Raw genomic sequence first — 22,542 nt, 5'->3', positions numbered from 1 at the left:
CGAAAGCGGGTCAGTCGAGGGAGAGGCGCTTCAGCAGCCGATCCGCGGCCGGCGAGGAGGCTCCTCTGGAGTCGCGGACCGCGCGCAGCAGATGGCTGACCCGCTGTTGGTTGGTGGGAGTGGTGACGAGGACGCCGAGCAGCGCGGCGAGGGCCGACTCGGACTCCGGATCGTCGTCGGCCCTACGCACCCAGCCGCGAAGGACGCCGAGGGCCTGCGGGTTGTGCGTCCGGTCGGTGAGCAGCGCGTCCCAGAACACGGCCAGGTGCCGGGCGGCCGCCGGGTCCTCGGCCGCCGCGGCCCGCGCGTACCAGTCGAGGACGGGCGGGCGGTCGCTCTCGTCGTCCTTCGCCTGCTTGCAGGCCTGGAGGAAGGCGAGCAGGGCGTGCGGACGGACCGCGCGGTCGGTGCGCAGGAGTTCGGCCAGGGTTGCCAGTACGGGGTCCCGAACGGCGAGGAGCAGGAGTTCGAGGGCGTCGGCGAGCTGGCGGGCCTCCTCCGGCACCTCGTCCTTCTTCTGGCTGCTCTCGACTTCGGGGGACGGAGGCCGGTGCATGGCGTCCACGAGGGCCGCCAGGGTCTCCTTGTGGTGCACCGGCCCCAGAAGGCCGTAGGCGCGGATCGCCGTCCAGCGGCGGCTCTCGGCGTCCCCGGTGCACCAGTCGTGCAGGATCCGGGAGACGGTCGGCACGTTCAGCAACTGGGCCATGGTGAGGGCGTTGGCCGCGGTCAGCCACGCATGCGGCTTACGGCCGTCCGCCCACGGCTCGATGAGGTGGGCCATGGCGGACGACAGATCGGCGGTGGCGAGCAGGGCCGCCGCCGACGACGCGCGGGTCCGCACCAGAGGACGGCGGTCGTCGGCCAGGTTGCGGATCCACTCCGCGAAGGCCGGGCGGGCGGACGGGTGGAGGTTCCATACCTCCTCCAGCAACATCGGAGCCGTCCGTTCGTCCCGGAACCGGGCGCAGAACCTGCCCTCCAGAGGACCCCACTCGGTGACCTCCGCGGTCACGTACCCGTCGGCGTGCGCGAGCCGAAGCCGCTCCTCGCGGGAGCTGCCGAAGACGGGGATGGACGGCGGCAGACCGGGGTCCTGGATCTTATGCAGGCGTACGAAGAGGCCGTCCGCGAGCTCGGCGGTCACCGCGTACGGCGCCTTGTCGAACACGGCGAGCGAGACAAGGAACGCCTTGTCGCGCAGCTCGGGCTTCTCCTCCGTGAGCCAGCGGGACACCCGGCTCGCCACGGCCGTTTCGCCGAAGGCGGCCAGCTTCGGCTCGTCGATCTCGCCGCGATGGTGTGCGACGAGCGGCAGCGCGAACCGCCTGATGTCGTCCGGGCGGTGGTGACGGGCGAGGAACTCCTTCACCGCTGTCAGCCCGAACAGCTCCGGCCAGGCGGACTCACCGGTCCTGTGGGTGACGTGGGCGTGGAGCATGTCCTCGGCCGAGGGCGGCTCCCACCGCACGAAGGGCACGCCACCCAGTGCCGCCGAGGGCTCGACGGTGATCACCAGATGGGCTCGGGTGCGCTCCAGCTGTTCGCGAAGTGCCAGCAGCTGGGCTTCGCGCAGGGGGCGGTTCCGGCTGACGGCCAGGTCGCACAGGACGTATCCGGCCGAGGTGTCCACCTGGTCGGACAGCGCCGAGAACGACGCGGGGGGAACGAGGGAGCGCATCCGGTCGACGCCCAGCCGGCGCAGCAGCATCAGCGCGGCGGAACGGCGGCCCGTCTCGCGTCCGCCGGACAGGATGACCAGGCTGTCGTTCCTCAGCCGTGCGAGCGCCTTGTCGAAGCTGTCGCAGCCCCGGAAGACGTCCGCCAGTTCGTCGATCTCCGACTGGGGGATCGGCCCGGACAGCGTGCGGGGTGTCTCGGCCGGGCCACCGAAGTGGAAGTGCTGGTCGCCGTTGTGCGTGCCGCCCGTCTGGCCGAACTGGTCGCGGGTGACCAGGGTGGAGACGAAGTCCGGGCCGTGCGCGATCAGGTCCCGGCGCGCGGCCCACGCTTCCTGCCTCGGCTGTTCCCCGGCTGCCTCTTCCTGCTTCTTCTGATCGCCGTCCTGCGCGGTCTCGTCGGCTGGTTTCGCCGCGCCGACTGCCGCTTCCTCCTGGCTCATCGGCGCTCGTCCCGGGCACGGCCGGTGAAGTCGAAGTGCTGGTCTCCGTAGTGCGTGCCGCCCGCCTGACCGTACTGGTCGCCGCCGATGCGGATGTCGTCGTGCCGGGGGGCGGGTGCGTCCGGGCCCGTCGCGGCGGCCCCAGTGGAGGCCTCGGGGGAGCCCGGCGTGCCCGGCTCCCCGTGCACCCAAGCCACCGTGGGCCCCTCCTTCGTGCCCACGGTCACCCGGTGGAACTCCTCCGGGCGCACGCCCAGCGGCCCGTGCCGTACCACCCCCTGGTAGACGCTTTCCGACACACACAGCACGTAGTCGGACTCGCGTTGCTTCAGGGCGTCGCGCAGCGGGTCGGAGTTCAGGAGGCGGACCGCGTGGTTGAGGTCCGAGCCGACCCAGCCGTCGAGTTCGTCGACCGCGACGTAGCCGGAGGACAGGACGATGCGCAGGCGCATGCGGGCGCTGGTCGCCAGGAGGCGGTTCTTGTTGTGGAGCAGGGCGGGGGTCTCGGTCAGGAGTGTCTTGATCACGGCCGGTACGGGGACCGCGGTGTCGATGAGCTCCATGACGGAGTCGCCACGGTCGGCGCGCAGGCGGGCCGTCTCGTCGACGGCGGCGTCGAGCAGGGTCGCGTCCACGACGTCGTAGAGGACCCGGCGGAGGAACGCCTGTTCCACGTCGTCGCGTGAGCCGTATTGCTCGATGTCGAAGAGGAGGATCGTGCGGTACACGGGGTCGGTCATGGCTACCTCTCGCGCGTCGGTGTCCGTTGCCGAGCACGATGGCGGGCCGCGGGCGAGCCTCAGAGGACCGATGACATGGAGGGAGTGTGACCGTTTGCACAGACCGGAGGGCGCGGATGTGCGTCAGGCCGAGCTCTCGCCGGCTATGCGGCGCAGGACGTCGGGGCGGAGTACGACGATGCGGCGGCGCCGGGTGGCGACGACCTGCCGGTCCCGCAGCTCCTTGAGGAGCCGGGCCACCGCCTCGCGCGAGGAGCCGACCGAGCCGGCGAACTCCTGCTGACTGAGCCCGATGGTGAGTTCGATGCCCTCGTCGGTCCGGCTGCCGTGGGTGCGGAGCAGTTCCAGGAGCAGTACGGCCAGCCGCTCCCGCACGGTGAGTGCCGCCCACTCCAGCCGCCGACGGTCGGTCGATCGCTGCCGGTCCGTGGACAGGCTCAGCAGCTGCAACGCCACCGGGGGGTGGTCCGAGACGAAGACGGTGAAGCGGGCCTGGTCGATGACGACCGCCTCGACCGGCTCCAGAGCCGTCACGGTCGCCGAGCGGTGGCGGCCGGTCAGTGCCGCGCCCTCACCGATGATGTCGCCGGGACCGCGCAGGGCGAGCAGGGCCTCGTAGCCGTTGACCGCGATCGCGGTGACCTTGGTCCAGCCGTGCAGCAACAGCAGGACGTGGGACGAGGGCTCGTCCTGGTGCAGGATGACGCCGCGGGCCGGGTAGCGCAGGGGGCGGCCGATGGCGAGCAGGGCGGCGCGGTCCTCCTTCTCCAGCCGGGCGAGGAACGGGACGCCGTCGTCGTCCCACGCTCGTGCCTGCCCCCCGGTCATCCCGCCGCCCCCCGCGTTCACCAGTGCCGATGCCTGTCGCGTACAGGCAGTCAACGTACTTGAGATGACCATGGGAGGAACGGGCGACAATCAGCCGCCTGGCCGATGATCGCCATCCGGCCGTGGACGCACCGGTGCCGGAATCGCCGCTTCGGCGCATCATGGAAGGACTCCGGCTCCCGGGGAGGTGCTCCGTGTCGCAGCCGCCCTACCCGTCCTGGCAGCCCTGGCAGGGCCCCAGCGCCCCGTCCATGCTCGCCTCGCACGCCGATCGGGAGCGGGCCGTGGATGTGCTCAGAGCCGGGTACGGCGAGGGGCGGATGGAGCACGAGGAGTTCGAGAAGCGGGTGGCGCGGGCGTACGCGGCGCGGACCGTGGGGGAGCTGGCGATGCTCGTCGCCGATCTGCCTCAGGGGCCTCTGCCGCAGTCGGCCGGGGTCATGCCCGTGCCGCGGACGTTTCTGCCCGTGCCGCGGCCGCAGACGAACGGGAAGGCTGTGGCGGCCGGCGTGTGCGGGCTGCTGTGTCTGCCGACCATGGGGCTGACGGGGATCCCGGCCGTGGTGCTGGGACACGTGGCGCGGGCCGAGATCCGCAGCCGGGGGGAGCTGGGGGACGGGCTCGCGCTGACCGGTCTCGTACTCGGGTGGTTGTCCACGGCCGGCTGGGCACTCGTCCTGGTGTTGCTGACGGTGGTGTCCATCGCGGCCGGGTGACGCCCGGGCAGCGAGAAACGTGCGCAAATCGGACAGCCGTCATCGAATTGAAGATCGATAACGGCCGGGGGGCTTGACATGTCCCGCATGGCGATGTGGGCGGCACCCATTTGTTTTGACCGCAGCGAATGCGATAGGTACGCTCAGACCTTGTGCCTGGGGTGTGCCCTGGCTCTCGTGCGTGCCATGAACCGCACGTCGAGCTGATGGCGGCCACCGTGATCCGCGCTTAATTCTGCCTGGCGGCGGAAGTCCGCGGGATTCGACACACCCGACCGCGTGGGTCGGCGACGTTCCAGGTTAGCTTCACCTATCGGCACACAGAAACCGGAGAAGTAGTGCCTACGATCCAGCAGCTGGTCCGCAAGGGCCGGCAGGACAAGGTCGAGAAGAACAAGACGCCCGCACTCGAGGGTTCCCCTCAGCGTCGTGGCGTCTGCACGCGTGTGTTCACGACCACCCCGAAGAAGCCGAACTCGGCCCTGCGTAAGGTCGCGCGTGTGCGTCTGACCAGCGGGATCGAGGTCACCGCTTACATTCCGGGTGAGGGACACAACCTGCAGGAGCACTCCATCGTGCTCGTGCGCGGCGGCCGTGTGAAGGACCTGCCGGGTGTTCGCTACAAGATCATCCGCGGCTCGCTCGACACCCAGGGTGTCAAGAACCGCAAGCAGGCTCGCAGCCGTTACGGCGCCAAGAAGGAGAAGTAAGAATGCCTCGTAAGGGCCCCGCCCCGAAGCGCCCGGTCATCATCGACCCGGTCTACGGTTCTCCTCTGGTGACCTCCCTGATCAACAAGGTGCTGCTGAACGGCAAGCGCTCCACCGCCGAGCGCATCGTCTACGGCGCCATGGAGGGCCTGCGCGAGAAGACCGGCAACGACCCGGTCATCACGCTGAAGCGCGCTCTCGAGAACATCAAGCCGACCCTCGAGGTCAAGTCCCGCCGTGTCGGTGGCGCCACCTACCAGGTGCCGGTCGAGGTCAAGCCCGGCCGCGCCAACACCCTGGCGCTGCGCTGGCTGGTTGGTTACTCCCGCGCCCGTCGCGAGAAGACCATGACCGAGCGTCTCCTCAACGAGCTTCTCGATGCCTCCAACGGCCTCGGTGCGGCCGTGAAGAAGCGCGAGGACACCCACAAGATGGCCGAGTCCAACAAGGCCTTCGCGCACTACCGCTGGTAGTCGCTACCCACATCGAGACCGAGAGAAGACTGAAGCCTTATGGCTACCACTTCACTTGACCTGGCCAAGGTCCGCAACATCGGGATCATGGCCCACATCGACGCGGGCAAGACGACCACCACCGAGCGGATCCTGTTCTACACCGGCGTTTCGTACAAGATCGGTGAGGTCCACGACGGCGCTGCCACCATGGACTGGATGGAGCAGGAGCAGGAGCGTGGCATCACGATCACCTCTGCTGCCACCACCTGTCACTGGCCGCTCGAGGACAACGACTACACCATCAACATCATCGACACCCCGGGTCACGTCGACTTCACCGTCGAGGTGGAGCGCTCCCTGCGCGTGCTCGACGGTGCCGTGACGGTGTTCGACGGTGTTGCCGGCGTTGAGCCCCAGTCCGAGACGGTGTGGCGTCAGGCGGACCGCTACGGCGTCCCGCGTATCTGCTTCGTCAACAAGCTCGACCGCACCGGTGCCGAGTTCCACCGCTGCGTCGACATGATCAGCGACCGCCTGGGCGCGCAGCCGCTGGTCATGCAGCTGCCGATCGGTGCCGAGGCGGACTTCAAGGGCGTCATCGACCTCGTGACGATGAAGGCCCTGGTCTGGTCGGCCGAGGCGACCAAGGGCGAGATGTACGACACCGTCGACATCCCGGACACCCACGTCGAGGCTGCCGAGGAGTACCGCGGCAAGCTGCTCGAGGCCGTCGCCGAGAACGACGAAGAGCTGATGGAGCTGTACCTGGAGGGCACCGAGCCCACCGTGGAGCAGCTCTACGCCGCGATCCGTCGCATCACCATCGCGTCCGGCAAGGGCGACGGCACCACCGTCACCCCCGTGTTCTGCGGTACCGCGTTCAAGAACAAGGGCGTTCAGCCCCTGCTCGACGCGGTCGTGCGCTACCTGCCCACCCCGCTCGACGTCGAGGCCATCGAGGGCCACGACGTCAAGGACCCGGAGCAGGTCATCGCGCGCAAGCCGTCGGACGAGGAGCCCCTCGCCGCGCTCGCGTTCAAGATCATGAGCGACCCGCACCTCGGCAAGCTCACCTTCGTCCGGGTCTACTCGGGCCGCCTGCACTCCGGCACCCAGGTGCTGAACTCGGTGAAGGGCAAGAAGGAGCGCATCGGCAAGATCTACCGCATGCACGCGAACAAGCGTGAGGAGATCGAGTCGGTGGGCGCCGGCGACATCGTCGCCGTCATGGGCCTGAAGCAGACCACCACCGGTGAGACGCTGTCCGACGACAAGAACCCGGTCATCCTGGAGTCCATGGACTTCCCGGCGCCGGTCATCCAGGTCGCCATCGAGCCCAAGTCGAAGGGCGACCAGGAGAAGCTGGGCGTCGCGATCCAGCGCCTGGCCGAGGAGGACCCGTCCTTCCAGGTCCACACCAACGAGGAGACCGGCCAGACCATCATCGGTGGTATGGGCGAGCTGCACCTCGAGGTGCTGGTCGACCGTATGCGTCGTGAGTTCAAGGTCGAGGCCAACGTCGGCAAGCCGCAGGTCGCGTACCGCGAGACCATTCGCAAGGCCGTCGAGAAGGTCGAGTTCACCCACAAGAAGCAGACGGGTGGTACCGGCCAGTTCGCCCGCGTCATCATCGCGGTCGAGCCGATCGAGGGCGGCGACGCCTCGTACGAGTTCATCAACAAGGTGACCGGTGGCCGTGTGCCGAAGGAGTACATCCCTTCGGTGGACGCCGGTGCGCAGGAGGCCATGCAGTTCGGCATCCTCGCCGGGTACGAGATGACCGGTGTCCGCGTGACGCTGCTCGACGGTGCCTACCACGAGGTCGACTCCTCCGAGCTCGCGTTCAAGATCGCCGGTTCGCAGGCCTTCAAGGAGGCCGCGCGCAAGGCCAGCCCCGTACTGCTCGAGCCGATGATGGCCGTAGAGGTCACCACGCCCGAGGACTACATGGGTGAGGTCATCGGCGACATCAACTCCCGCCGTGGTCAGATCCAGGCCATGGAGGAGCGGGCCGGTGCCCGCGTCGTGAAGGGCCTCGTGCCCCTTTCGGAGATGTTCGGTTACGTCGGCGACCTGCGCAGCAAGACGTCCGGCCGTGCCAGCTACTCCATGCAGTTCGACTCCTACGCCGAGGTTCCCCGGAACGTCGCCGAGGAGATCATCGCGAAGGCCAAGGGCGAGTAACGCACCGCGTCTACACGCCGTAGGCTTGACTCCGGAGCCTTGAGGGGCATTCCGCCGCAATCGTGGTGAGAATGCCCCGGGGCCCGGGCTTTCCAGCAAAGATCACCTGGCGCCGATGAGTAAGGCGTACCAGAACCACTCCACAGGAGGACCCCAGTGGCGAAGGCGAAGTTCGAGCGGACTAAGCCGCACGTCAACATCGGCACCATCGGTCACATCGACCACGGTAAGACGACCCTCACGGCCGCCATTACCAAGGTGCTGCACGACGCGTACCCGGACCTGAACGAGGCCTCGGCCTTCGACCAGATCGACAAGGCTCCTGAGGAGCGCCAGCGCGGTATCACCATCTCCATCGCGCACGTCGAGTACCAGACCGAGACGCGTCACTACGCCCACGTCGACTGCCCCGGTCACGCGGACTACATCAAGAACATGATCACGGGTGCGGCGCAGATGGACGGCGCCATCCTCGTGGTCGCCGCCACCGACGGCCCGATGCCGCAGACCAAGGAGCACGTGCTCCTGGCCCGCCAGGTCGGCGTTCCGTACATCGTCGTCGCCCTGAACAAGGCCGACATGGTGGACGACGAGGAGATCCTGGAGCTCGTCGAGCTCGAGGTCCGTGAGCTCCTCTCCGAGTACGAGTTCCCGGGCGACGACGTTCCCGTCGTCAAGGTCTCCGCTCTGAAGGCCCTCGAGGGCGACAAGGAGTGGGGCAACTCCGTCCTCGAGCTCATGAACGCCGTCGACACCGCGATTCCGGAGCCGGAGCGCGACGTCGACAAGCCGTTCCTCATGCCGATCGAGGACGTCTTCACGATCACCGGTCGCGGTACGGTCGTCACCGGCCGTATCGAGCGTGGTGTCCTGAAGGTCAACGAGACCGTCGACATCATCGGCATCAAGCAGGAGAAGACCACCACCACGGTCACCGGCATCGAGATGTTCCGGAAGCTCCTCGACGAGGGCCAGGCCGGTGAGAACGTCGGTCTGCTCCTCCGTGGCATCAAGCGCGAGGACGTCGAGCGCGGCCAGGTCATCATCAAGCCGGGCTCGGTCACCCCGCACACCGAGTTCGAGGCGCAGGCCTACATCCTGTCCAAGGACGAGGGTGGCCGCCACACGCCGTTCTTCAACAACTACCGCCCGCAGTTCTACTTCCGTACGACGGACGTGACCGGCGTGGTGACCCTCCCCGAGGGCACCGAGATGGTCATGCCGGGTGACAACACCGAGATGAAGGTGGAGCTCATCCAGCCCGTCGCCATGGAGGAGGGCCTGAAGTTCGCCATCCGTGAGGGTGGCCGGACCGTGGGCGCCGGCCAGGTCACCAAGATCAACAAGTGAGTCTTCGGACTGGCTTGACGGTCGACTGACCTGAGTGGCTCGGAGGGGCCCGTACGACTTCGGTCGTGCGGGCCCCTTTGCTGTGCCCGATGCCCGTTCACGACGGCTGGGTAGCCGTCCTGGACGGTCCGAGGGCGAGGAGAACCAGGACCGTCACCCGCACGATGACGCCGCCGAGCAGGGCGGCGAGGAAGCCGTCGACGTGGAGGCCGTACTCCATGTCGGAGCCGAGCCAGGACACGAGCAGCCAGATCAGGGTGTCCTGAGCGATGCCGACCACCCCCAGGAGCAGCAGGAGGATCGGAGGAGCCGTCCTGATGTCGTGCGGGTAGCTGTAGATCAACTGGTTCACGATGAGGAAGACCGCGCCGGCGAGGACCACTTCCCACGGGGGTGAGTCGAGGATCGGGCTGATGCCGGGGAGGAGCACGGTGGCGAGTGTGACCCCGAGAAAGGTGCCGAGTACGCGTCTTCGCTTGTCCATGGGGCGAGATCATGACTTAGGGCATGTCTGGGGACAAGGTCCTGGCGTGTGCAGGTTCCGGCACCAGGATCGTGAGACGCGTTTCGCCCAGTTGGTCAGAAGCCCAGGTACGTGATCTGGACGACGTAGACCCGCTCGCTACGGACGACGACCTGATACGTGAACATGCCGCCGGGGACGATGATGTCGCCGCCCTTCGGGGCGACACCGTCATGGGCCTGTCTGTGGACATGGAAGGCCTCGGCCGCCCTGACCAATTCGTCCGCCTTGCTTTCCACCTCGGCGAGGAAGCTCGTGGGAGCGGTTCGTGCCGCTTCCTCCGCGCCGAAGGCGTACTCCCACTTCCAGCTCACCCGCGGACTGCCTTCATGGCTTCGTCGAGGACAGCGCTCAGTTCGCGCAGGGCCTCTTGGGCGATGGTGGGGTCATCGTGCTCCAAGTTGCCTTTCGCCCGGGCGTAGCGGGTGGACAGATCGGGGCGCCGGGCGATCTCGATGTCCCTGGCCCAGGTCAGCACCCAGCTCTGCACCGCGCTCAGCGACTGCCACTCGACCGCCTTGGCGAAGGCTTCGTCCTTGGTGCCCTGCATCTCTTCCAGGCGGGCCGGATCGACGGCGGCGAGGGCCGCGCGCAGGGCGTCCGGAGTTTGCTGAGGGCGGGGGATCAGCTCATGTCCGTGGTCGGCCTGAGTGCTCATCGTGTCCACCTCCAGGGAGTGCCTCGGCCAGGCTATCCCGCCCGTGTTGCCGGTGAGCGTGGCGACGTGTGCGGCAGTTGCTCTTCTCATGCGGCCTCCAGAAGCTCGGCCCGCTCGGCCCGCTCGGGTCGGCAATCGCGGCAGTGGCCGGGGGCCGGTGCGCGGAAGGCGCGGTCGCAGCCGTCGCAGGTCTGGAGCGGGTGACGGACGGCGGGTGTGGGTGCGGGTGCGGGTGCGCGGAACGGGGGTGGGGGTGGCGGCTGGGCCGTGAGGCGGTGTGCCAGGAGGGCGGCCGGGCGGCGGAGGGCCTCGGGTGGGAGGTCGGTGGTCAGGGCGTGGCGTACGGCGGTGGGGGAGACGTCGCGTTCCAGCCAGGCGGCGACGCCAGGGGTGAGGTGGGCGACGTCGGGGGTGGAGAGGAGGAGGCGGGTGTCCTCACGGTGGAGGCCTGTGAGGAGGTCCGTGGCCTGTTGGAGGAGGGCGGGTGCGGGGTAGGCCGGGTGCGGTACGGCCGGGAGGAGTTTGCTGCCGGGCGGCCTCGTCCGCTTCCTCGGGGCTGGGCGAGGGGCGTCCGTACCGCTGTGACCTGGCTGGTTGCAGGAGATCGTGCGGGTGACGATCCGGCCGCCGGGGACACGTTCTCGTACGCGTCGTAGGTAGCTGTGGGCCTCCAGCTCGCGCAGGGCGGCGGCGATCCGGGTCGTTCCTTCCGGGAAGCGGGCGGCGAGGGACTTGATGTCGACTCGGGCGCCCGCTGGGAGCGACTGGATGTGCACGGCCAGCCCGATTGCGAGGAGCGACAGCTCCGCGTGCTGGGCGAGATGGTTGCCGATCACCGTGAAGCGGGCGGTGTGGCGGGCGTTGTCGTGAACCAGGCCGGCTTGGGGGTGCCGCCGGTTCGGGTGCTTCTTCCCGGTTACGGGGGTGTGGGCGTGCGGGGGCACGTTAGGGTTCTGCGTATCCATCGGGAAGCTCTTTCTTCCTCGGTGGTCAGGCCCTCGCACTGGGATTGCCGTCCCGGCGAGGGCCGTCGCATGTCTGCGGTTGTTGCGCTGAGCGTAGGGCAGGCAATGGCTCCCGAATCCAGCTGAGTTGGCGATGTTCACTCGCCTGAGTGAGGCGGCGGCCTGGGCGGAAGGTGGGCGGGAGGGGTGGGGCTTGGTGGGGTTCTTTCCTCGTCGTGTCCTTGAGGGAGACCGCCTGCGGCACCGGAGCGCGAGGTGTTGGGCCCCGGTGTTTCGGGGGTCAGAGGGTGAGTTCGGCCCAGACGGTCTTGCGTGGTGGCAGGCCCGGGGTGACGCCCCAGCGGTCGGCGAGTGCGTCGACGAGGAGCAGGCCGCGGCCGGACTCGGACTCCGGGGTGGGCAGTTGGGGTGTCGGTAGTCGGTCGTCGCGGGTGTCCGTGACCTCGATGCGGAGGGTGTCGGCCACGACGTAGAGGAGCAGGCGGAAGTCGCGGCCGGGGATGCGGCCGTGGGTCGCCGCGTTGGTCGCCAACTCCGCGACGATCTGCGCCGCCGGGTGCAGTGGCAGTCCCCAGGAGCGGAGCTGCTCGGTGGCCAGGAGGCGCGCGAGACGGGCTCCGCGTGGGGTGGGGGACAGCTGGAGGCTGAAGCTGCGGACGGGGGTGGCGAGTTCGGGGGATTTCTGCGTCACGTCACTCAGCGTGGCGGTCCGTGCTTACTGTGAACAGTGACTCAGCGGGTGCGTACGGTAACTGTCCGGAGCTTGTCCGGTCGTGTCCGGGCTGTCGGAGCCGGGCGTACGGGTAGGGCGCTGGGCACGGTCGTACGACGGAAGGGTGCGGGATGGCGGCGGTCGAGGCGGACGCGGGTCGGCTCAAGGGCGAGGCGGACGAGCCGGGTTGGGAGGTGGATCCGGACGACGAGTGGGGTGTCGCCGTGATCGCGACCGTCGGGCGGCAGCTGAAGCTGCGGCGGGAGGCGGTGGGGATGCGGGCCGCCGAGTTCGGGACGGCCGTCGGGTACGGCGAGGACATGGTCTACAAGATCGAGGGCGGGAAGCGGATTCCTCGGCAGGACTATCTCGTCAGGGCGGATGAGGTGTTGGGGGCGGGTGGGCTGATTGCGGCGACGTGGGAGGACGTGAAGAGGGTTCGGTATCCCAGGAGCGTGCGGGCGCTTGCCGAGCTGGAGGGCAAGGCGGTTGAGCTGGGGGTGTACGTCGGGTTGAGCATCCATGGGCTGTTGCAGACGCCGGAGCATGCGCGCGCCTTGTTCGAGGCGTGGCAGCCGCCGTACTCGGAGGAGGAAGTGGAGCACCTGGTCGCCGCACGCATGGCCCGGAAGTCGATCTTCGAGCGCTCTCCTGCTCCGGCGCTCAGCTTCGTCCTGGAAGAGGCGACGCTGCGTCGGCGGGTTGGAGGCACAATGGTGTGGCGTCAGCAGCTCGAACACCTGCTGGGGGTGGCTCGATTGCGTAACGTCACGCTTCAGGTGATGCCATTGAGTTCGGGAGCCCACCCTGGGCTGGATGGCAGGATCGAGGTGCTGAAGTTCGCCGACGGCACGGCCGTGGGGCGCTCCGATGGCGCGTTCAGCGGCCGGCCGACCTCTGATCCGAAGCACCTGCGGATCCTTGAGCTGCGGTATGGCACCATCCGGGCGCAGGCTCTTACGCCGGGAGAGTCGCTGGCCTTCATCGAGCAAGTGCTGGGAGAAACATGATCCGCAAGGCTTCTGCCGAGGACGTCTCTGAACTGGTGTGGTTCAAGAGCAGTTACAGCGACGGCCCCGATGGCAACTCCTGCGTCGAAATCGCGATAGTGCCCCGCACCGTGCACGTCCGCGACTCCAAGCACACCGCAGGCCCCCGACTCGCCCTCGCGCCGGAGGCCTGGTCGGACTTCGTGGCGTCCGTCTAGGCCGTGTGCCGGGGCTGAGGTCCGCGCAGTGCTGCTTCGTACGCCTCGCGGATGGGTCCAGGGATACGACCGTGGTCATTGACGAGGTAGCCGTTCGCACGGGCCCAGAGGCGTATCGCCTCCTCCTCCGGACCGCGAGGGGGCATACGGCGCTGGGCGGTCGCCTCTGCGTTGTCCGAGGAGACCCCTTCCAGCTGGTCCGCCACATCCTGGAAGAAGGAGAACAGTGAGGTGTATTCGCCATCCGCGGGGGAGGACCCTTCCGACCAAGACCCGATGCTTCCCGTGCGCGTGTTCAGGAACGTCCCGTAGAAGCCGTCTGCTTCCGCGGCGATCGGCACCCATTCCCGGCGCCAGGACGGGTGGTCAGGGTCTTCGGACGGTTCCATCTCCTCCATGGCCGTCTTGTAGAGGTAGACACGCACTATGTCCTTGAGACCGAGGAGGAGTCCCCTGCTGGGGATGACTCCCGGGCACCCGGCATCGATGTCGTTCGTCAGAAGCCACTGCCGCAACTCCCTCGGTAGTTCGAGGCCCATGCGCGTTTCAGCCTCACTGATGGCTGTCGGGCTACCCGGCCCGCCGAGGGCAGCGAAAGCGTCAGGGGCGTGCTGCTCAAGCCACGCGGTCACCCGGCCCCAGGCCTGTCGTACATCGCCTTCCTCGTGCATCGGAGGAAGCGGCGACTGCTGATCATCCATGGACGGACCGTACGCGGGGCCACTGACAACTTGCCGTAACAATGGAGCATGACTTCAGAACCGGCTCACCAGGACCTCGACCTGGAGGCGATCGAGGAACTGTGTGCGGCCACGACCCCGGACGCCGTTTTCGCCACCGAGGCCAGGGAAGCGGTGCCGCGACTCGTGGCGGAGGTCAGGCGCTTGCGCTGGCTCGTCGAGTACGGGGCGTGTCCCACGGCAGGCACTACGGGCACGGAGTTCGTGCTTGCGCTCGACGAGGAGATGCTCGCGTACTTCCGTGAGATGGCGGACGTGCTGGTGGAGCGGGTCGGTATCTCCCGGGCGGAGGCGGTTGCGAGGATCAACGCGTTGTACGGGACGCGGGAGTCGGCCGCCTGGGGCTTGGAGTTGATGGGCCACGAACTGCCGGAGTACTGGGCGTACGGGACCTACTACAGCCCGGATCACCGACACCGCCTTCCGGTCGGAGACCCACTCGCCGACGCGGACATCGACTTCAGCACGCTCCCCGTGCGACCGGCACCTCCGAAGGACTCACCGTTCTGGACGCTGGAGGAGTAGTGGCACGATGTGTGCACGAGTGATCGAGCGAACGGGGAGGCCGGCGCCATGGCCCGCCACATGGAGGCACTGACCGTCGAGAGGGGCGGTTTCCGGATCAAGGTGCCGGAGTCGTGGTGGGAGTTCGACGTACGGCCGGAGTCGCGGGGCGACTCGATCCGGCGGATGGTGAACGAACGGGTGAGGCAGCGCCCGGAGTTGGAGCAGTACCGCGACACGTACGTCGACTTCCTCAAGAAGGCCGCCGCGGACGCGTGGAATTCGGGCGCGATGTACTGCGGCTGCATGGCGGAGAACTTCGGCGGGGACACGCCGATCACGGGGTCGGTGACCGTCTCCCTGGTGGGCGGGCGCAACGAGCGCGGTGAGCCGCTGTCGAACGACCCGGCCGTCATCGCGAGTCAGCTCGCGGTCAAGGAGGCGAAGCGGGAGGGGGATTCCTGGCGGAAGGTGACGACCGTCGACATCCCCGGAGTCGGTCCGGCGGCACGGACGTTCGGCATCGAGGACATCGCCGTACCCGGCGACGCGCTCAACCGCACCATCCGGGCTGTGCTGATGCAGACGTACATTCCCGTGCCGGGCCAGGAGGGCAAGGTGGCCCTGGTCGCCGGCAGCAGTCAGGTCCTCGACCTCGCGGACTCCTTCTTCGACATCTTCGACGCGATCACGTCGACGTTCCGGTTCACGGGCTGACCCTCTGGTGAACCGTTCGCCGAACGGCTGTGCCTTCGCCCAGTCCTGTCTCTTCTCGGCGGACTCGTGGATGAGCCGGCCGGGCACGGACGGCGTCACCGTGCTGGAGCAGACGGACTTCACCTGGGACGGCACCGCTCTCGCCGAACAGCTCACGACCGGTCCCGACCACCCGCACGACGTGGCGGTGACCTGGGACTACGACGGAGCACGCCCCCTCACGCAGACGGAACGGCTCCTCACGGCGTCCCGCGAAGAAATCGACACACGATTCTTCACCATCGTCACGGACCTGGCCGGAGCGCCTACCGAACTGGTCGGCGAGGACGGCCACCTGGCCTGGCAGGCGAGAAGCACGCTGTGGGGCGTCACTGCCTGGACGAGCGAGAGCAGCGCGTACACGCCGTTGCGTTTTCCCGGTCAGTACTACGACCCGGAAAGCGGCCTGCACTACAACTTCCATCGCTACTACGACCCCGAGACGGCCCGCTACACAACCCCTGATCCGCTCGGACTGGGCCCCTCCCCCAATCCCTTCCTCTACTTCCTCGATCCCCTGCTCTCGGCGGACCCGTTCGGGCTCTACGAGGTCGGAAAGCCGGACGCCGCGAGCCAGGCAGGCGATCTGCCGATGATCGCGGACAAGGTCGCCGCGCACGGTGACATCAAGAAGCGCGGCATTCCAGGTGTCGACGATCTGGACGTGCCGGAATATCTGGAAGACATGATGACCGGCTCGCAAGGCCTTCGGATGCGCAGCACCCCGTCCGGCATCCCTCGCTTCGCGTGGTGGGACGACGCCACCGGGACGATGCTGATCCGCGAAGGCGACAATGGGACCTTCATGCAGCCCGACGGTGGCTACGAGTACTTCCTCAAGCAGCTGAAGGAGCGAGCAGTTGACAGGGGCAGCGGAGAACGGTCGGTCTCGGCGGGGCAGAGAGCGGCCACCGCGCGACGTGTTCTGGGGCGCTCCGGAGAGCAAGGCAGTGTGGGGCGAGTTGCCGCAGCCTGTCCTGGAAGCGATCGCTCGGTGCGATGCGGAGCGGCTGGAGGTGGAGAGGTCGCGAGTCGCACCCCACATCCGGGAAAAGATCACGGCCCCCGTGTACTCGGTGGCGGACCGGTTCGCCTCCTGGGAACGTCTGGTACGCCGGATGGAGCCCGGCTGGTCGCGCGACGACTTCTACCCCATCAGCGCGTACGCCAACGACCTCGACTCCAGGGACGCACTGGACGAGGTGATGCGCGCACTGCCCGCGGAGGCGGGTAACGGTGCGCTAGGGCGGCTACTCGCACGGCTGGACGCACGTTTTCATGCCACCACCGTCCCGGACCCGGAGCGATCGCTCCGCCCTTGGGTGCGTCCGACGAACGAGAAGCCGGAAGCGGAACTCGGCGAGTGGTGGAAGCGCAAGCCGGTACGCGTTCCCCGGGCCGACTGATTTTGTCGGCTCGGGGGCGTGGTGGAGACCGGTGCGGAGAATGCCACCGGCACGGAGGCTCACCGACGTGTCCGTGGGCGCCTTCGCGGCCGGTGTTGTGTTGTGAGTGACGGCCGCACACGGGGCTGGTCCTCACAGACGGAAGAGGTGCTGCGCGGCGCAGGCTGGCGTCCCGGCCGTTCGGTATCGGTCGGCACCTGGGAGCAGGCCCTGCGTGAGCGTGGGTCCTTCGTGGCCCACGACACCGCGCGCCGGTTCCTCTCCGAATTCGGCGCTCTGGTGACATACGGCTGGCCCGCCGACTCGATCACCACGTCGTCGGCAATCCGTTTCGACCCCCTCAAGGCCGGTTGGCAGGACGAGCGGTTCGCGTGGGCAAGCCGGGAAGCGGGGGCGCCCCTCTACCCCGTGGGCACGGCCGACGAAGGTGCCAGCTTCCTCGGCATCACCGAGGAGGGAGCACTCCACCTCGTCAGGGACCGCGTGGAATTGCTGGCCACAACCACCGACCAGGCGCTGGACCGCCTGGTCGAGGCGCAGGCGGCCCGGGCTGATCTCTGGACGCCCGGCGCGCCGGCGGCCGAGCACGCCTTCTGGCGCCGGCTTCACACCGTGGAGACCGGCCCGGACGCCGGGCCGCGCTGGTCCGAGGAGACGGACCGGGTGCTGCGGGCCGGCGGCTGGTTCCCGGGCCGGTCGGTTCCCACGCAGACCTGGGAGAGCATCCTTCTGCAGACCGGCGAGTTCGAGATCCACGACGCGGCACGGCGCTTCCTGGCGGAGTTCGGCGCCGTGGGCGTGTCCTACCGCGAGCCGTGGGACTCGATGCCGTGGATGGAGTTCTTGCTGGACCCCCTGCTCGCTATCTGGGACGCGGAGATCATCGACGACCTCGCCGAGCAGGCGGGCGTCGATCTGTACCCCATCGGTATGCGCGACCGCGGGAACCAGCACCTGGCCATGGCGGAGGACGGATCGGTCTACGCCGGCATGGACGACGTCTGGCTGCTCGCCCCGACACCCGACGAGGCATTGCAGAAGCTCACCAGCAGGATCCGGCCGACGGCTTCCTATTGATCAACTTGATCAACGGCGGCAGGAGCGCGCGGCCCCGGTTTGACCTACGTCACCCCCGGGGTATTCTCTCCGGCTCGATTGGCGTCCGCCATGCCCCGTATGGCAGACTGTCCGAGTTGCTCGGTCGAGTGTTGATGCTGCGCGCCTCCCGCCGGGAGGACCGAAAGCGAGTCCCACAGTACTCGTCGTCCCAACTGCCACACGGCAGCGCTGGGGCGGACGTACGGGAATCTTTCGGGAAGTGTCAGTGCGGCGCCGGCCAGGCACCCGGTGGGCTTTCGCCTCCGGCTCGCGGTACCGGAAGGGCCGTGTGCAATCCCGCAGGGATGTTCGAACAAGGGGCATCTGTGTCAGCGGGAGCGCGACACGCCCGACCGCGTGGGTCGGAGAGGGAAGAGAAATGGAACACCGGGTTCCAGAGCGTTACGAGAGACAGGACTACTGAGTAGCCATGGCGGGACAGAAGATCCGCATCCGGCTCAAGGCCTACGACCACGAGGTCATCGACAGCTCGGCGAAGAAGATCGTCGAGACGGTGACGCGTACTGGTGCGTCGGTCGCGGGCCCGGTGCCGCTGCCCACTGAGAAGAACGTGTACTGCGTCATCAAGTCGCCGCACAAGTACAAGGACTCGCGCGAGCACTTCGAGATGCGCACCCACAAGCGCCTGATCGACATCCTCGACCCGACCCCCAAGACCGTTGACTCTCTGATGCGACTCGACCTCCCGGCCGGTGTCGACATCGAGATCAAGCTCTGAGGCCGGTGATCTGAGAGATGGCTAAGCAGATCAAGGGCATCCTGGGCGAGAAGCTCGGCATGACGCAGGTGTGGGACGCGAACAACCGCGTCGTCCCGGTCACCGTCGTCAAGGCCGGCCCCAATGTCGTCACCCAGGTCCGTACGAACGATGTCGACGGCTACGAGTCCGTCCAGATCGCTTTCGGCGAGATCGACCCGCGCAAGGTGAACAAGCCCCTCAAGGGCCACTTCGCCAAGGCCGACGTCACCCCCCGTCGCCACCTCGTCGAGATCCGCACCGCGGACGCCTCCGAGTACACGCTGGGCCAGGAGATCACCGCTGAGGTGTTCGAGGCCGGCGTGAAGGTCGACGTGACCGGCAAGAGCAAGGGCAAGGGCTTCGCCGGTGTCATGAAGCGCCACAACTTCCGTGGCCTCGGCGCCGGACACGGCACCCAGCGCAAGCACCGCTCTCCCGGTTCCATCGGTGGCTGCGCCACCCCGGGCCGTGTGTTCAAGGGCCTCCGCATGGCGGGTCGCATGGGCAACGAGCGGGTCACCACCCAGAACCTGACCGTCCACGCCGTTGACGCGGAGAAGGGTCTGCTGCTCATCAAGGGCGCGGTTCCCGGTCCGAACGGCGGCCTCGTCCTGGTCCGCACCGCGGCCAAGGGGGCCTGAGGTAATGAGCACTGTTGACATCCTTTCGCCGGCGGGCGACAAGGCCGGTTCCGTCGAGCTCCCCGCGGAGATCTTCGACGTCGAGAAGGTCAGCATTCCGCTGATCCACCAGGTCGTCGTCGCACAGCTGGCCGCTGCCCGCCAGGGCACGCACAAGACCAAGACCCGTGGCGAGGTCCGTGGTGGCGGCAAGAAGCCGTACCGCCAGAAGGGCACCGGTCGCGCCCGTCAGGGTTCGACCCGCGCGCCGCAGTTCGCCGGTGGTGGCGTCGTGCACGGTCCCGTGCCGCGCGACTACTCGCAGCGGACGCCCAAGAAGATGAAGGCTGCCGCGCTGCGTCACGCCCTCACCGACCGGGCCCGTCACAACCGCATCCACGTCGTCTCCGGCGTGATCGAGGGCGAGACCCCCTCCACCAAGGCCGCCAAGAGCCTGTTCGGCAAGATCAGCGAGCGCAAGAACCTGCTCCTGGTCGTCGACCGCTCCGACGAGGCCGCGTGGCTGTCCGCCCGCAACCTGCCCCAGGTCCACATCCTGGAGCCGGGCCAGCTGAACACGTACGACGTTCTCGTCTCGGACGACGTGGTCTTCACCAAGGCCGCTTTCGAGTCCTTCGTCGCCGGCCCGAAGGCCAACGACACCGAAGGGAGCGAGGTCTGATGGCCATCCGTCACCCCGCTATCGCCTCGAAGGCCGCGAAGAAGGCCAAGGAGGCCCGCGTCAAGAAGGCGCGTCGCCACGCCACCGAGGGCAAGAACACCGTCGAGACCCCGCTGAGCAAGTCCTTCACGGACCCCCGTGACGTGCTGCTCAAGCCGGTCGTCTCGGAGAAGAGCTACGCGCTTCTCGACGAGGGCAAGTACACGTTCATCGTCGACCCGAGCGCCAACAAGACCCAGATCAAGCAGGCCGTTCAGTCGGTCTTCTCGGTCAAGGTCACCGGGGTCAACACGATCAACCGCCAGGGCAAGCGCAAGCGGACCCGCACGGGCTTCGGCCAGCGCGCGTCCACCAAGCGCGCGATCGTGACCCTCGCCGAGGGCGACCGTATCGACATCTTCGGCGGTCCGACCGCGTAAGCGGGTCGGATCGTCCGATATCGGACGAGGACTGAGAAATGGGAATCCGCAAGTACAAGCCGACTACGCCGGGCCGCCGTGGCTCCAGCGTCGCCGACTTCGTCGAGGTCACGCGGTCCACGCCGGAGAAGTCGTTGGTCCGCCCCCTGCACAGCAAGGGTGGCCGTAACAACTCCGGTCGTGTGACCGTCCGTCACCAGGGTGGTGGCCACAAGCGCGCCTACCGCGTGATCGACTTCCGTCGTCACGACAAGGACGGCGTGCCGGCGAAGGTCGCGCACATCGAGTACGACCCCAACCGCACCGCGCGCATCGCGCTCCTGCACTACGCGGACGGCGAGAAGCGCTACATCCTCGCGCCGCGTGGCCTGTCGCAGGGCGACCGCGTCGAGAACGGTCCCGGGGCCGACATCAAGCCGGGCAACAACCTGGCCCTGCGCAACATCCCGGTCGGTACCACGCTGCACGCCATCGAGCTGCGTCCGGGCGGCGGCGCGAAGTTCGCCCGCTCCGCCGGTGCCTCCGTGCAGCTGCTCGCGAAGGAGGGCTCCATGGCCCACCTCCGCATGCCGTCCGGTGAGATCCGCCTGGTCGACGTCCGCTGCCGCGCCACTGTGGGCGAGGTCGGCAACGCCGAGCAGAGCAACATCAACTGGGGCAAGGCCGGTCGTAAGCGCTGGCTGGGCGTCCGCCCGACCGTGCGTGGTGTGGTCATGAACCCGGTTGACCACCCGCACGGTGGTGGTGAGGGCCGTACCTCCGGTGGTCGCCACCCGGTGTCCCCGTGGGGCAAGAAGGAAGGCCGTACTCGTTCGCCCAAGAAGGCGTCGAACAAGTACATCGTCCGCCGCCGCAAGACGAACAAGAAGCGCTAGGAGCGGGTTTAGATGCCGCGCAGTCTCAAGAAGGGGCCCTTCGTCGACGACCACCTGATCAAGAAGGTGGACGCCCAGAACGAAGCAGGCACCAAGAACGTCATCAAGACCTGGTCCCGTCGCTCCATGATCGTGCCGGCCATGCTCGGCCACACGCTCGCGGTGCACAACGGCAAGACCCACATTCCGGTGTTTGTCACCGAGTCGATGGTCGGCCACAAGCTCGGCGAGTTCTCGCCGACGCGCACCTTCCGGGGTCACGTCAAGGACGACCGGAAGTCGAAGCGCCGCTAAGCGCGGGGTGGAATGACCATGACAGACACTGGAAGGACAACCATGGAAGCCAGGGCCCAGGCGCGGTACATCCGCGTCACGCCCATGAAGGCCCGCCGAGTGGTGGACCTCATCCGTGGCCTGAACGCCACGGAGGCTCAGGCGGTCCTGCGTTTCGCCCCGCAGGCCGCGAGCGTGCCGGTCGGCAAGGTGCTGGACAGCGCCATTGCCAACGCCGCGCACAACTACGACCACACCGATGTCGACAGCCTCTACATCTCCGAGGCCTACGTCGACGAGGGCCCGACCCTGAAGCGGTTCCGTCCGCGCGCCCAGGGCCGTGCCTACCGGATCCGCAAGCGGACCAGCCACATCACCGTGGTCGTCAGCAGCAAGGAAGGAACCCGGTAATGGGCCAGAAGGTAAACCCGCACGGGTTCCGGCTCGGCGTTACGACCGACTTCAAGTCGCGCTGGTACGCCGACAAGCTGTACAAGGACTACGTCAAGGAAGACGTCGCCATCCGTCGGATGATGACGTCCGGCATGGAGCGCGCCGGCATCTCCAAGGTCGAGATCGAGCGCACCCGTGACCGTGTGCGTGTGGACATCCACACCGCTCGTCCGGGCATCGTCATCGGCCGCCGCGGCGCCGAGGCCGACCGCATCCGCGGTGACCTCGAGAAGCTCACCGGCAAGCAGGTCCAGCTGAACATCCTCGAGGTCAAGAACCCCGAGACCGACGCTCAGCTGGTTGCCCAGGCCGTCGCCGAGCAGCTCTCCTCCCGCGTCTCCTTCCGTCGGGCCATGCGTAAGAGCATGCAGTCCGCCATGAAGGCCGGCGCCAAGGGCATCAAGATCCAGTGCGGTGGCCGCCTCGGTGGCGCCGAGATGTCCCGCTCGGAGTTCTACCGCGAGGGCCGTGTGCCCCTGCACACGCTCCGCGCGAACGTGGACTACGGCTTCTTCGAGGCCAAGACGACCTTCGGCCGCATCGGTGTGAAGGTCTGGATCTACAAGGGCGACGTCAAGAACATCGCCGAGGTCCGCGCCGAGAACGCCGCTGCCCGTGCGGGTAACCGCCCGGCCCGCGGCGGTGCCGACCGCCCGGCCCGTGGTGGCCGTGGTGGCGAGCGGCGCGGTCGCAAGCCGCAGCAGGCTGCCGGCGCCGAGGCCCCCAAGGCCGAGGCTCCCGCGTCCGCCGCTCCGGCTGAGAGCACCGGAACGGAGGCCTGACCGA

Annotated in this window: 28 protein-coding genes; 19 read left to right on the top strand and 9 right to left on the bottom strand. The window is 68.0% G+C overall.

What is annotated here, in order from left to right; genetic code table 11:
* Positions 1-10 precede the first annotated feature (10 nt).
* From ACZ6TU_RS03170 to ACZ6TU_RS03160, 3 genes are all read right to left on the bottom strand, one after another.
* Positions 11-2,122 (bottom strand): hypothetical protein, encoded by a 2,112-nt coding sequence (locus ACZ6TU_RS03170; RefSeq protein ID WP_467672080.1) that lies wholly within the window; start codon positions 2,120-2,122, stop codon positions 11-13.
* The gene (locus ACZ6TU_RS03165; RefSeq protein ID WP_467672078.1) at positions 2,119-2,862 is read right to left on the bottom strand and encodes a hypothetical protein; all 744 of its coding nucleotides are present in this window, start codon (positions 2,860-2,862) and stop codon (positions 2,119-2,121) included. The genes ACZ6TU_RS03170 and ACZ6TU_RS03165 overlap by 4 nt, the downstream gene beginning before the upstream one ends.
* Before the next feature lie 123 nt (positions 2,863-2,985).
* Positions 2,986-3,690 (bottom strand): Crp/Fnr family transcriptional regulator, encoded by a 705-nt coding sequence (locus tag ACZ6TU_RS03160; protein WP_467672076.1) that lies wholly within the window; start codon positions 3,688-3,690, stop codon positions 2,986-2,988.
* 194 nt (positions 3,691-3,884) lie between these two features.
* Between ACZ6TU_RS03160 and ACZ6TU_RS03155 the strand changes: the two genes are divergently transcribed.
* The 5 genes from ACZ6TU_RS03155 (at position 3,885) to tuf (ending at position 9,105) form a co-directional block, all read left to right on the top strand.
* The gene (locus ACZ6TU_RS03155) at positions 3,885-4,406 is read left to right on the top strand and encodes a DUF1707 and DUF4190 domain-containing protein (RefSeq protein WP_467672074.1); all 522 of its coding nucleotides are present in this window, start codon (positions 3,885-3,887) and stop codon (positions 4,404-4,406) included.
* 338 nt (positions 4,407-4,744) lie between these two features.
* Positions 4,745-5,116 (top strand): 30S ribosomal protein S12, encoded by a 372-nt coding sequence (rpsL, locus tag ACZ6TU_RS03150; protein WP_003948652.1) that lies wholly within the window; start codon positions 4,745-4,747, stop codon positions 5,114-5,116.
* 2 nt (positions 5,117-5,118) lie between these two features.
* A complete protein-coding gene (gene rpsG, locus ACZ6TU_RS03145) occupies positions 5,119-5,589 on the top strand; it encodes a 30S ribosomal protein S7 (RefSeq protein ID WP_003998848.1) in 471 nt (156 codons plus the stop codon).
* 39 nt (positions 5,590-5,628) lie between these two features.
* The gene (gene fusA, locus ACZ6TU_RS03140; RefSeq protein ID WP_467672072.1) at positions 5,629-7,755 is read left to right on the top strand and encodes an elongation factor G; all 2,127 of its coding nucleotides are present in this window, start codon (positions 5,629-5,631) and stop codon (positions 7,753-7,755) included.
* A 156-nt stretch (positions 7,756-7,911) separates the two neighbouring features.
* Positions 7,912-9,105, top strand: a complete 1,194-nt coding sequence (tuf, locus tag ACZ6TU_RS03135; protein ID WP_030233924.1) for an elongation factor Tu — start codon at positions 7,912-7,914, stop codon at positions 9,103-9,105.
* Between the two features lie 97 nt (positions 9,106-9,202).
* Here tuf and ACZ6TU_RS03130 read toward each other — a convergent pair whose 3' ends face one another.
* The 5 genes from ACZ6TU_RS03130 to ACZ6TU_RS03110 all read right to left on the bottom strand — a co-directional run bounded on the left by ACZ6TU_RS03130 (position 9,203) and on the right by ACZ6TU_RS03110 (position 11,942).
* Positions 9,203-9,589, bottom strand: a complete 387-nt coding sequence (locus tag ACZ6TU_RS03130; protein ID WP_467672070.1) for a phage holin family protein — start codon at positions 9,587-9,589, stop codon at positions 9,203-9,205.
* Between the two features lie 95 nt (positions 9,590-9,684).
* Positions 9,685-9,942, bottom strand: a complete 258-nt coding sequence (locus ACZ6TU_RS03125; protein WP_467672068.1) for a hypothetical protein — start codon at positions 9,940-9,942, stop codon at positions 9,685-9,687.
* On the bottom strand, positions 9,939-10,376 hold the full coding sequence (locus tag ACZ6TU_RS03120; protein WP_467672066.1) for a hypothetical protein: 438 nt from the start codon (positions 10,374-10,376) through the stop codon (positions 9,939-9,941). The genes ACZ6TU_RS03125 and ACZ6TU_RS03120 overlap by 4 nt, the downstream gene beginning before the upstream one ends.
* On the bottom strand, positions 10,373-11,251 hold the full coding sequence (locus tag ACZ6TU_RS03115) for a helix-turn-helix domain-containing protein (RefSeq protein WP_469546242.1): 879 nt from the start codon (positions 11,249-11,251) through the stop codon (positions 10,373-10,375). The genes ACZ6TU_RS03120 and ACZ6TU_RS03115 overlap by 4 nt, the downstream gene beginning before the upstream one ends.
* 280 nt (positions 11,252-11,531) lie before the next feature.
* A complete protein-coding gene (locus ACZ6TU_RS03110) occupies positions 11,532-11,942 on the bottom strand; it encodes an ATP-binding protein (protein ID WP_467672063.1) in 411 nt (136 codons plus the stop codon).
* 152 nt (positions 11,943-12,094) lie between these two features.
* Here ACZ6TU_RS03110 and ACZ6TU_RS03105 point away from each other — a divergent pair, with 152 nt between their 5' ends.
* Complete coding sequence (locus tag ACZ6TU_RS03105) at positions 12,095-12,973, top strand: helix-turn-helix domain-containing protein (RefSeq protein ID WP_469546239.1); 879 nt, start codon at positions 12,095-12,097, stop codon at positions 12,971-12,973.
* On the top strand, positions 12,970-13,170 hold the full coding sequence (locus ACZ6TU_RS03100; RefSeq protein ID WP_469546237.1) for a DUF397 domain-containing protein: 201 nt from the start codon (positions 12,970-12,972) through the stop codon (positions 13,168-13,170). Before ACZ6TU_RS03105 ends, ACZ6TU_RS03100 begins: the two co-directional genes overlap by 4 nt.
* Here ACZ6TU_RS03100 and ACZ6TU_RS03095 read toward each other — a convergent pair.
* Positions 13,167-13,871, bottom strand: a complete 705-nt coding sequence (locus tag ACZ6TU_RS03095; RefSeq protein ID WP_469546234.1) for an Lsr2 family DNA-binding protein — start codon at positions 13,869-13,871, stop codon at positions 13,167-13,169. The two genes, ACZ6TU_RS03100 and ACZ6TU_RS03095, sit on opposite strands and share 4 nt — an antisense overlap.
* 48 nt (positions 13,872-13,919) lie before the next feature.
* On the opposite strand from ACZ6TU_RS03095, the gene ACZ6TU_RS03090 reads away from it, so the two are divergent.
* The 12 genes from ACZ6TU_RS03090 (at position 13,920) to rpsC (ending at position 22,538) form a co-directional block, all read left to right on the top strand.
* Complete coding sequence (locus ACZ6TU_RS03090) at positions 13,920-14,435, top strand: hypothetical protein (RefSeq protein ID WP_467672057.1); 516 nt, start codon at positions 13,920-13,922, stop codon at positions 14,433-14,435.
* A gap of 48 nt (positions 14,436-14,483) precedes the next feature.
* Entirely contained in the window at positions 14,484-15,131 is a 648-nt protein-coding gene (locus ACZ6TU_RS03085; RefSeq protein WP_467672056.1) for a hypothetical protein, read from the top strand.
* Between the two features lie 70 nt (positions 15,132-15,201).
* Entirely contained in the window at positions 15,202-16,404 is a 1,203-nt protein-coding gene (locus ACZ6TU_RS03080; RefSeq protein ID WP_469546229.1) for an RHS repeat-associated core domain-containing protein, read from the top strand.
* A gap of 274 nt (positions 16,405-16,678) precedes the next feature.
* On the top strand, positions 16,679-17,653 hold the full coding sequence (locus ACZ6TU_RS03075) for an SUKH-3 domain-containing protein (RefSeq protein WP_467672053.1): 975 nt from the start codon (positions 16,679-16,681) through the stop codon (positions 17,651-17,653).
* Positions 17,654-18,104: 451 nt separating this feature from the next.
* Positions 18,105-18,413 (top strand): 30S ribosomal protein S10, encoded by a 309-nt coding sequence (gene rpsJ / locus ACZ6TU_RS03070; protein ID WP_003948644.1) that lies wholly within the window; start codon positions 18,105-18,107, stop codon positions 18,411-18,413.
* A gap of 17 nt (positions 18,414-18,430) precedes the next feature.
* Positions 18,431-19,075, top strand: a complete 645-nt coding sequence (rplC, locus tag ACZ6TU_RS03065; protein WP_010036739.1) for a 50S ribosomal protein L3 — start codon at positions 18,431-18,433, stop codon at positions 19,073-19,075.
* A 4-nt stretch (positions 19,076-19,079) separates the two neighbouring features.
* A complete protein-coding gene (rplD, locus tag ACZ6TU_RS03060; protein ID WP_306964750.1) occupies positions 19,080-19,736 on the top strand; it encodes a 50S ribosomal protein L4 in 657 nt (218 codons plus the stop codon).
* Positions 19,736-20,155: a 50S ribosomal protein L23 gene (rplW, locus tag ACZ6TU_RS03055; RefSeq protein WP_338782539.1), complete on the top strand. Its 420-nt coding sequence runs from the start codon at positions 19,736-19,738 to the stop codon at positions 20,153-20,155. The genes rplD and rplW overlap by 1 nt, the downstream gene beginning before the upstream one ends.
* Positions 20,156-20,193: 38 nt before the next feature.
* A complete protein-coding gene (gene rplB, locus ACZ6TU_RS03050) occupies positions 20,194-21,030 on the top strand; it encodes a 50S ribosomal protein L2 (protein ID WP_010036731.1) in 837 nt (278 codons plus the stop codon).
* 12 nt (positions 21,031-21,042) lie between these two features.
* A complete protein-coding gene (gene rpsS, locus ACZ6TU_RS03045; RefSeq protein WP_003992359.1) occupies positions 21,043-21,324 on the top strand; it encodes a 30S ribosomal protein S19 in 282 nt (93 codons plus the stop codon).
* A gap of 42 nt (positions 21,325-21,366) precedes the next feature.
* On the top strand, positions 21,367-21,714 hold the full coding sequence (rplV, locus tag ACZ6TU_RS03040) for a 50S ribosomal protein L22 (protein WP_010036727.1): 348 nt from the start codon (positions 21,367-21,369) through the stop codon (positions 21,712-21,714).
* Complete coding sequence (rpsC, locus tag ACZ6TU_RS03035) at positions 21,714-22,538, top strand: 30S ribosomal protein S3 (RefSeq protein WP_086560684.1); 825 nt, start codon at positions 21,714-21,716, stop codon at positions 22,536-22,538. The genes rplV and rpsC overlap by 1 nt, the downstream gene beginning before the upstream one ends.
* Positions 22,539-22,542: the final 4 nt, after the last annotated feature.

Source organism: Streptomyces sp. NPDC052064, from assembly GCF_055585925.1.
The sequence above is the reverse complement of the archived record's forward strand: the minus strand, read 5'-3'. Positions and strand labels throughout refer to the sequence as shown.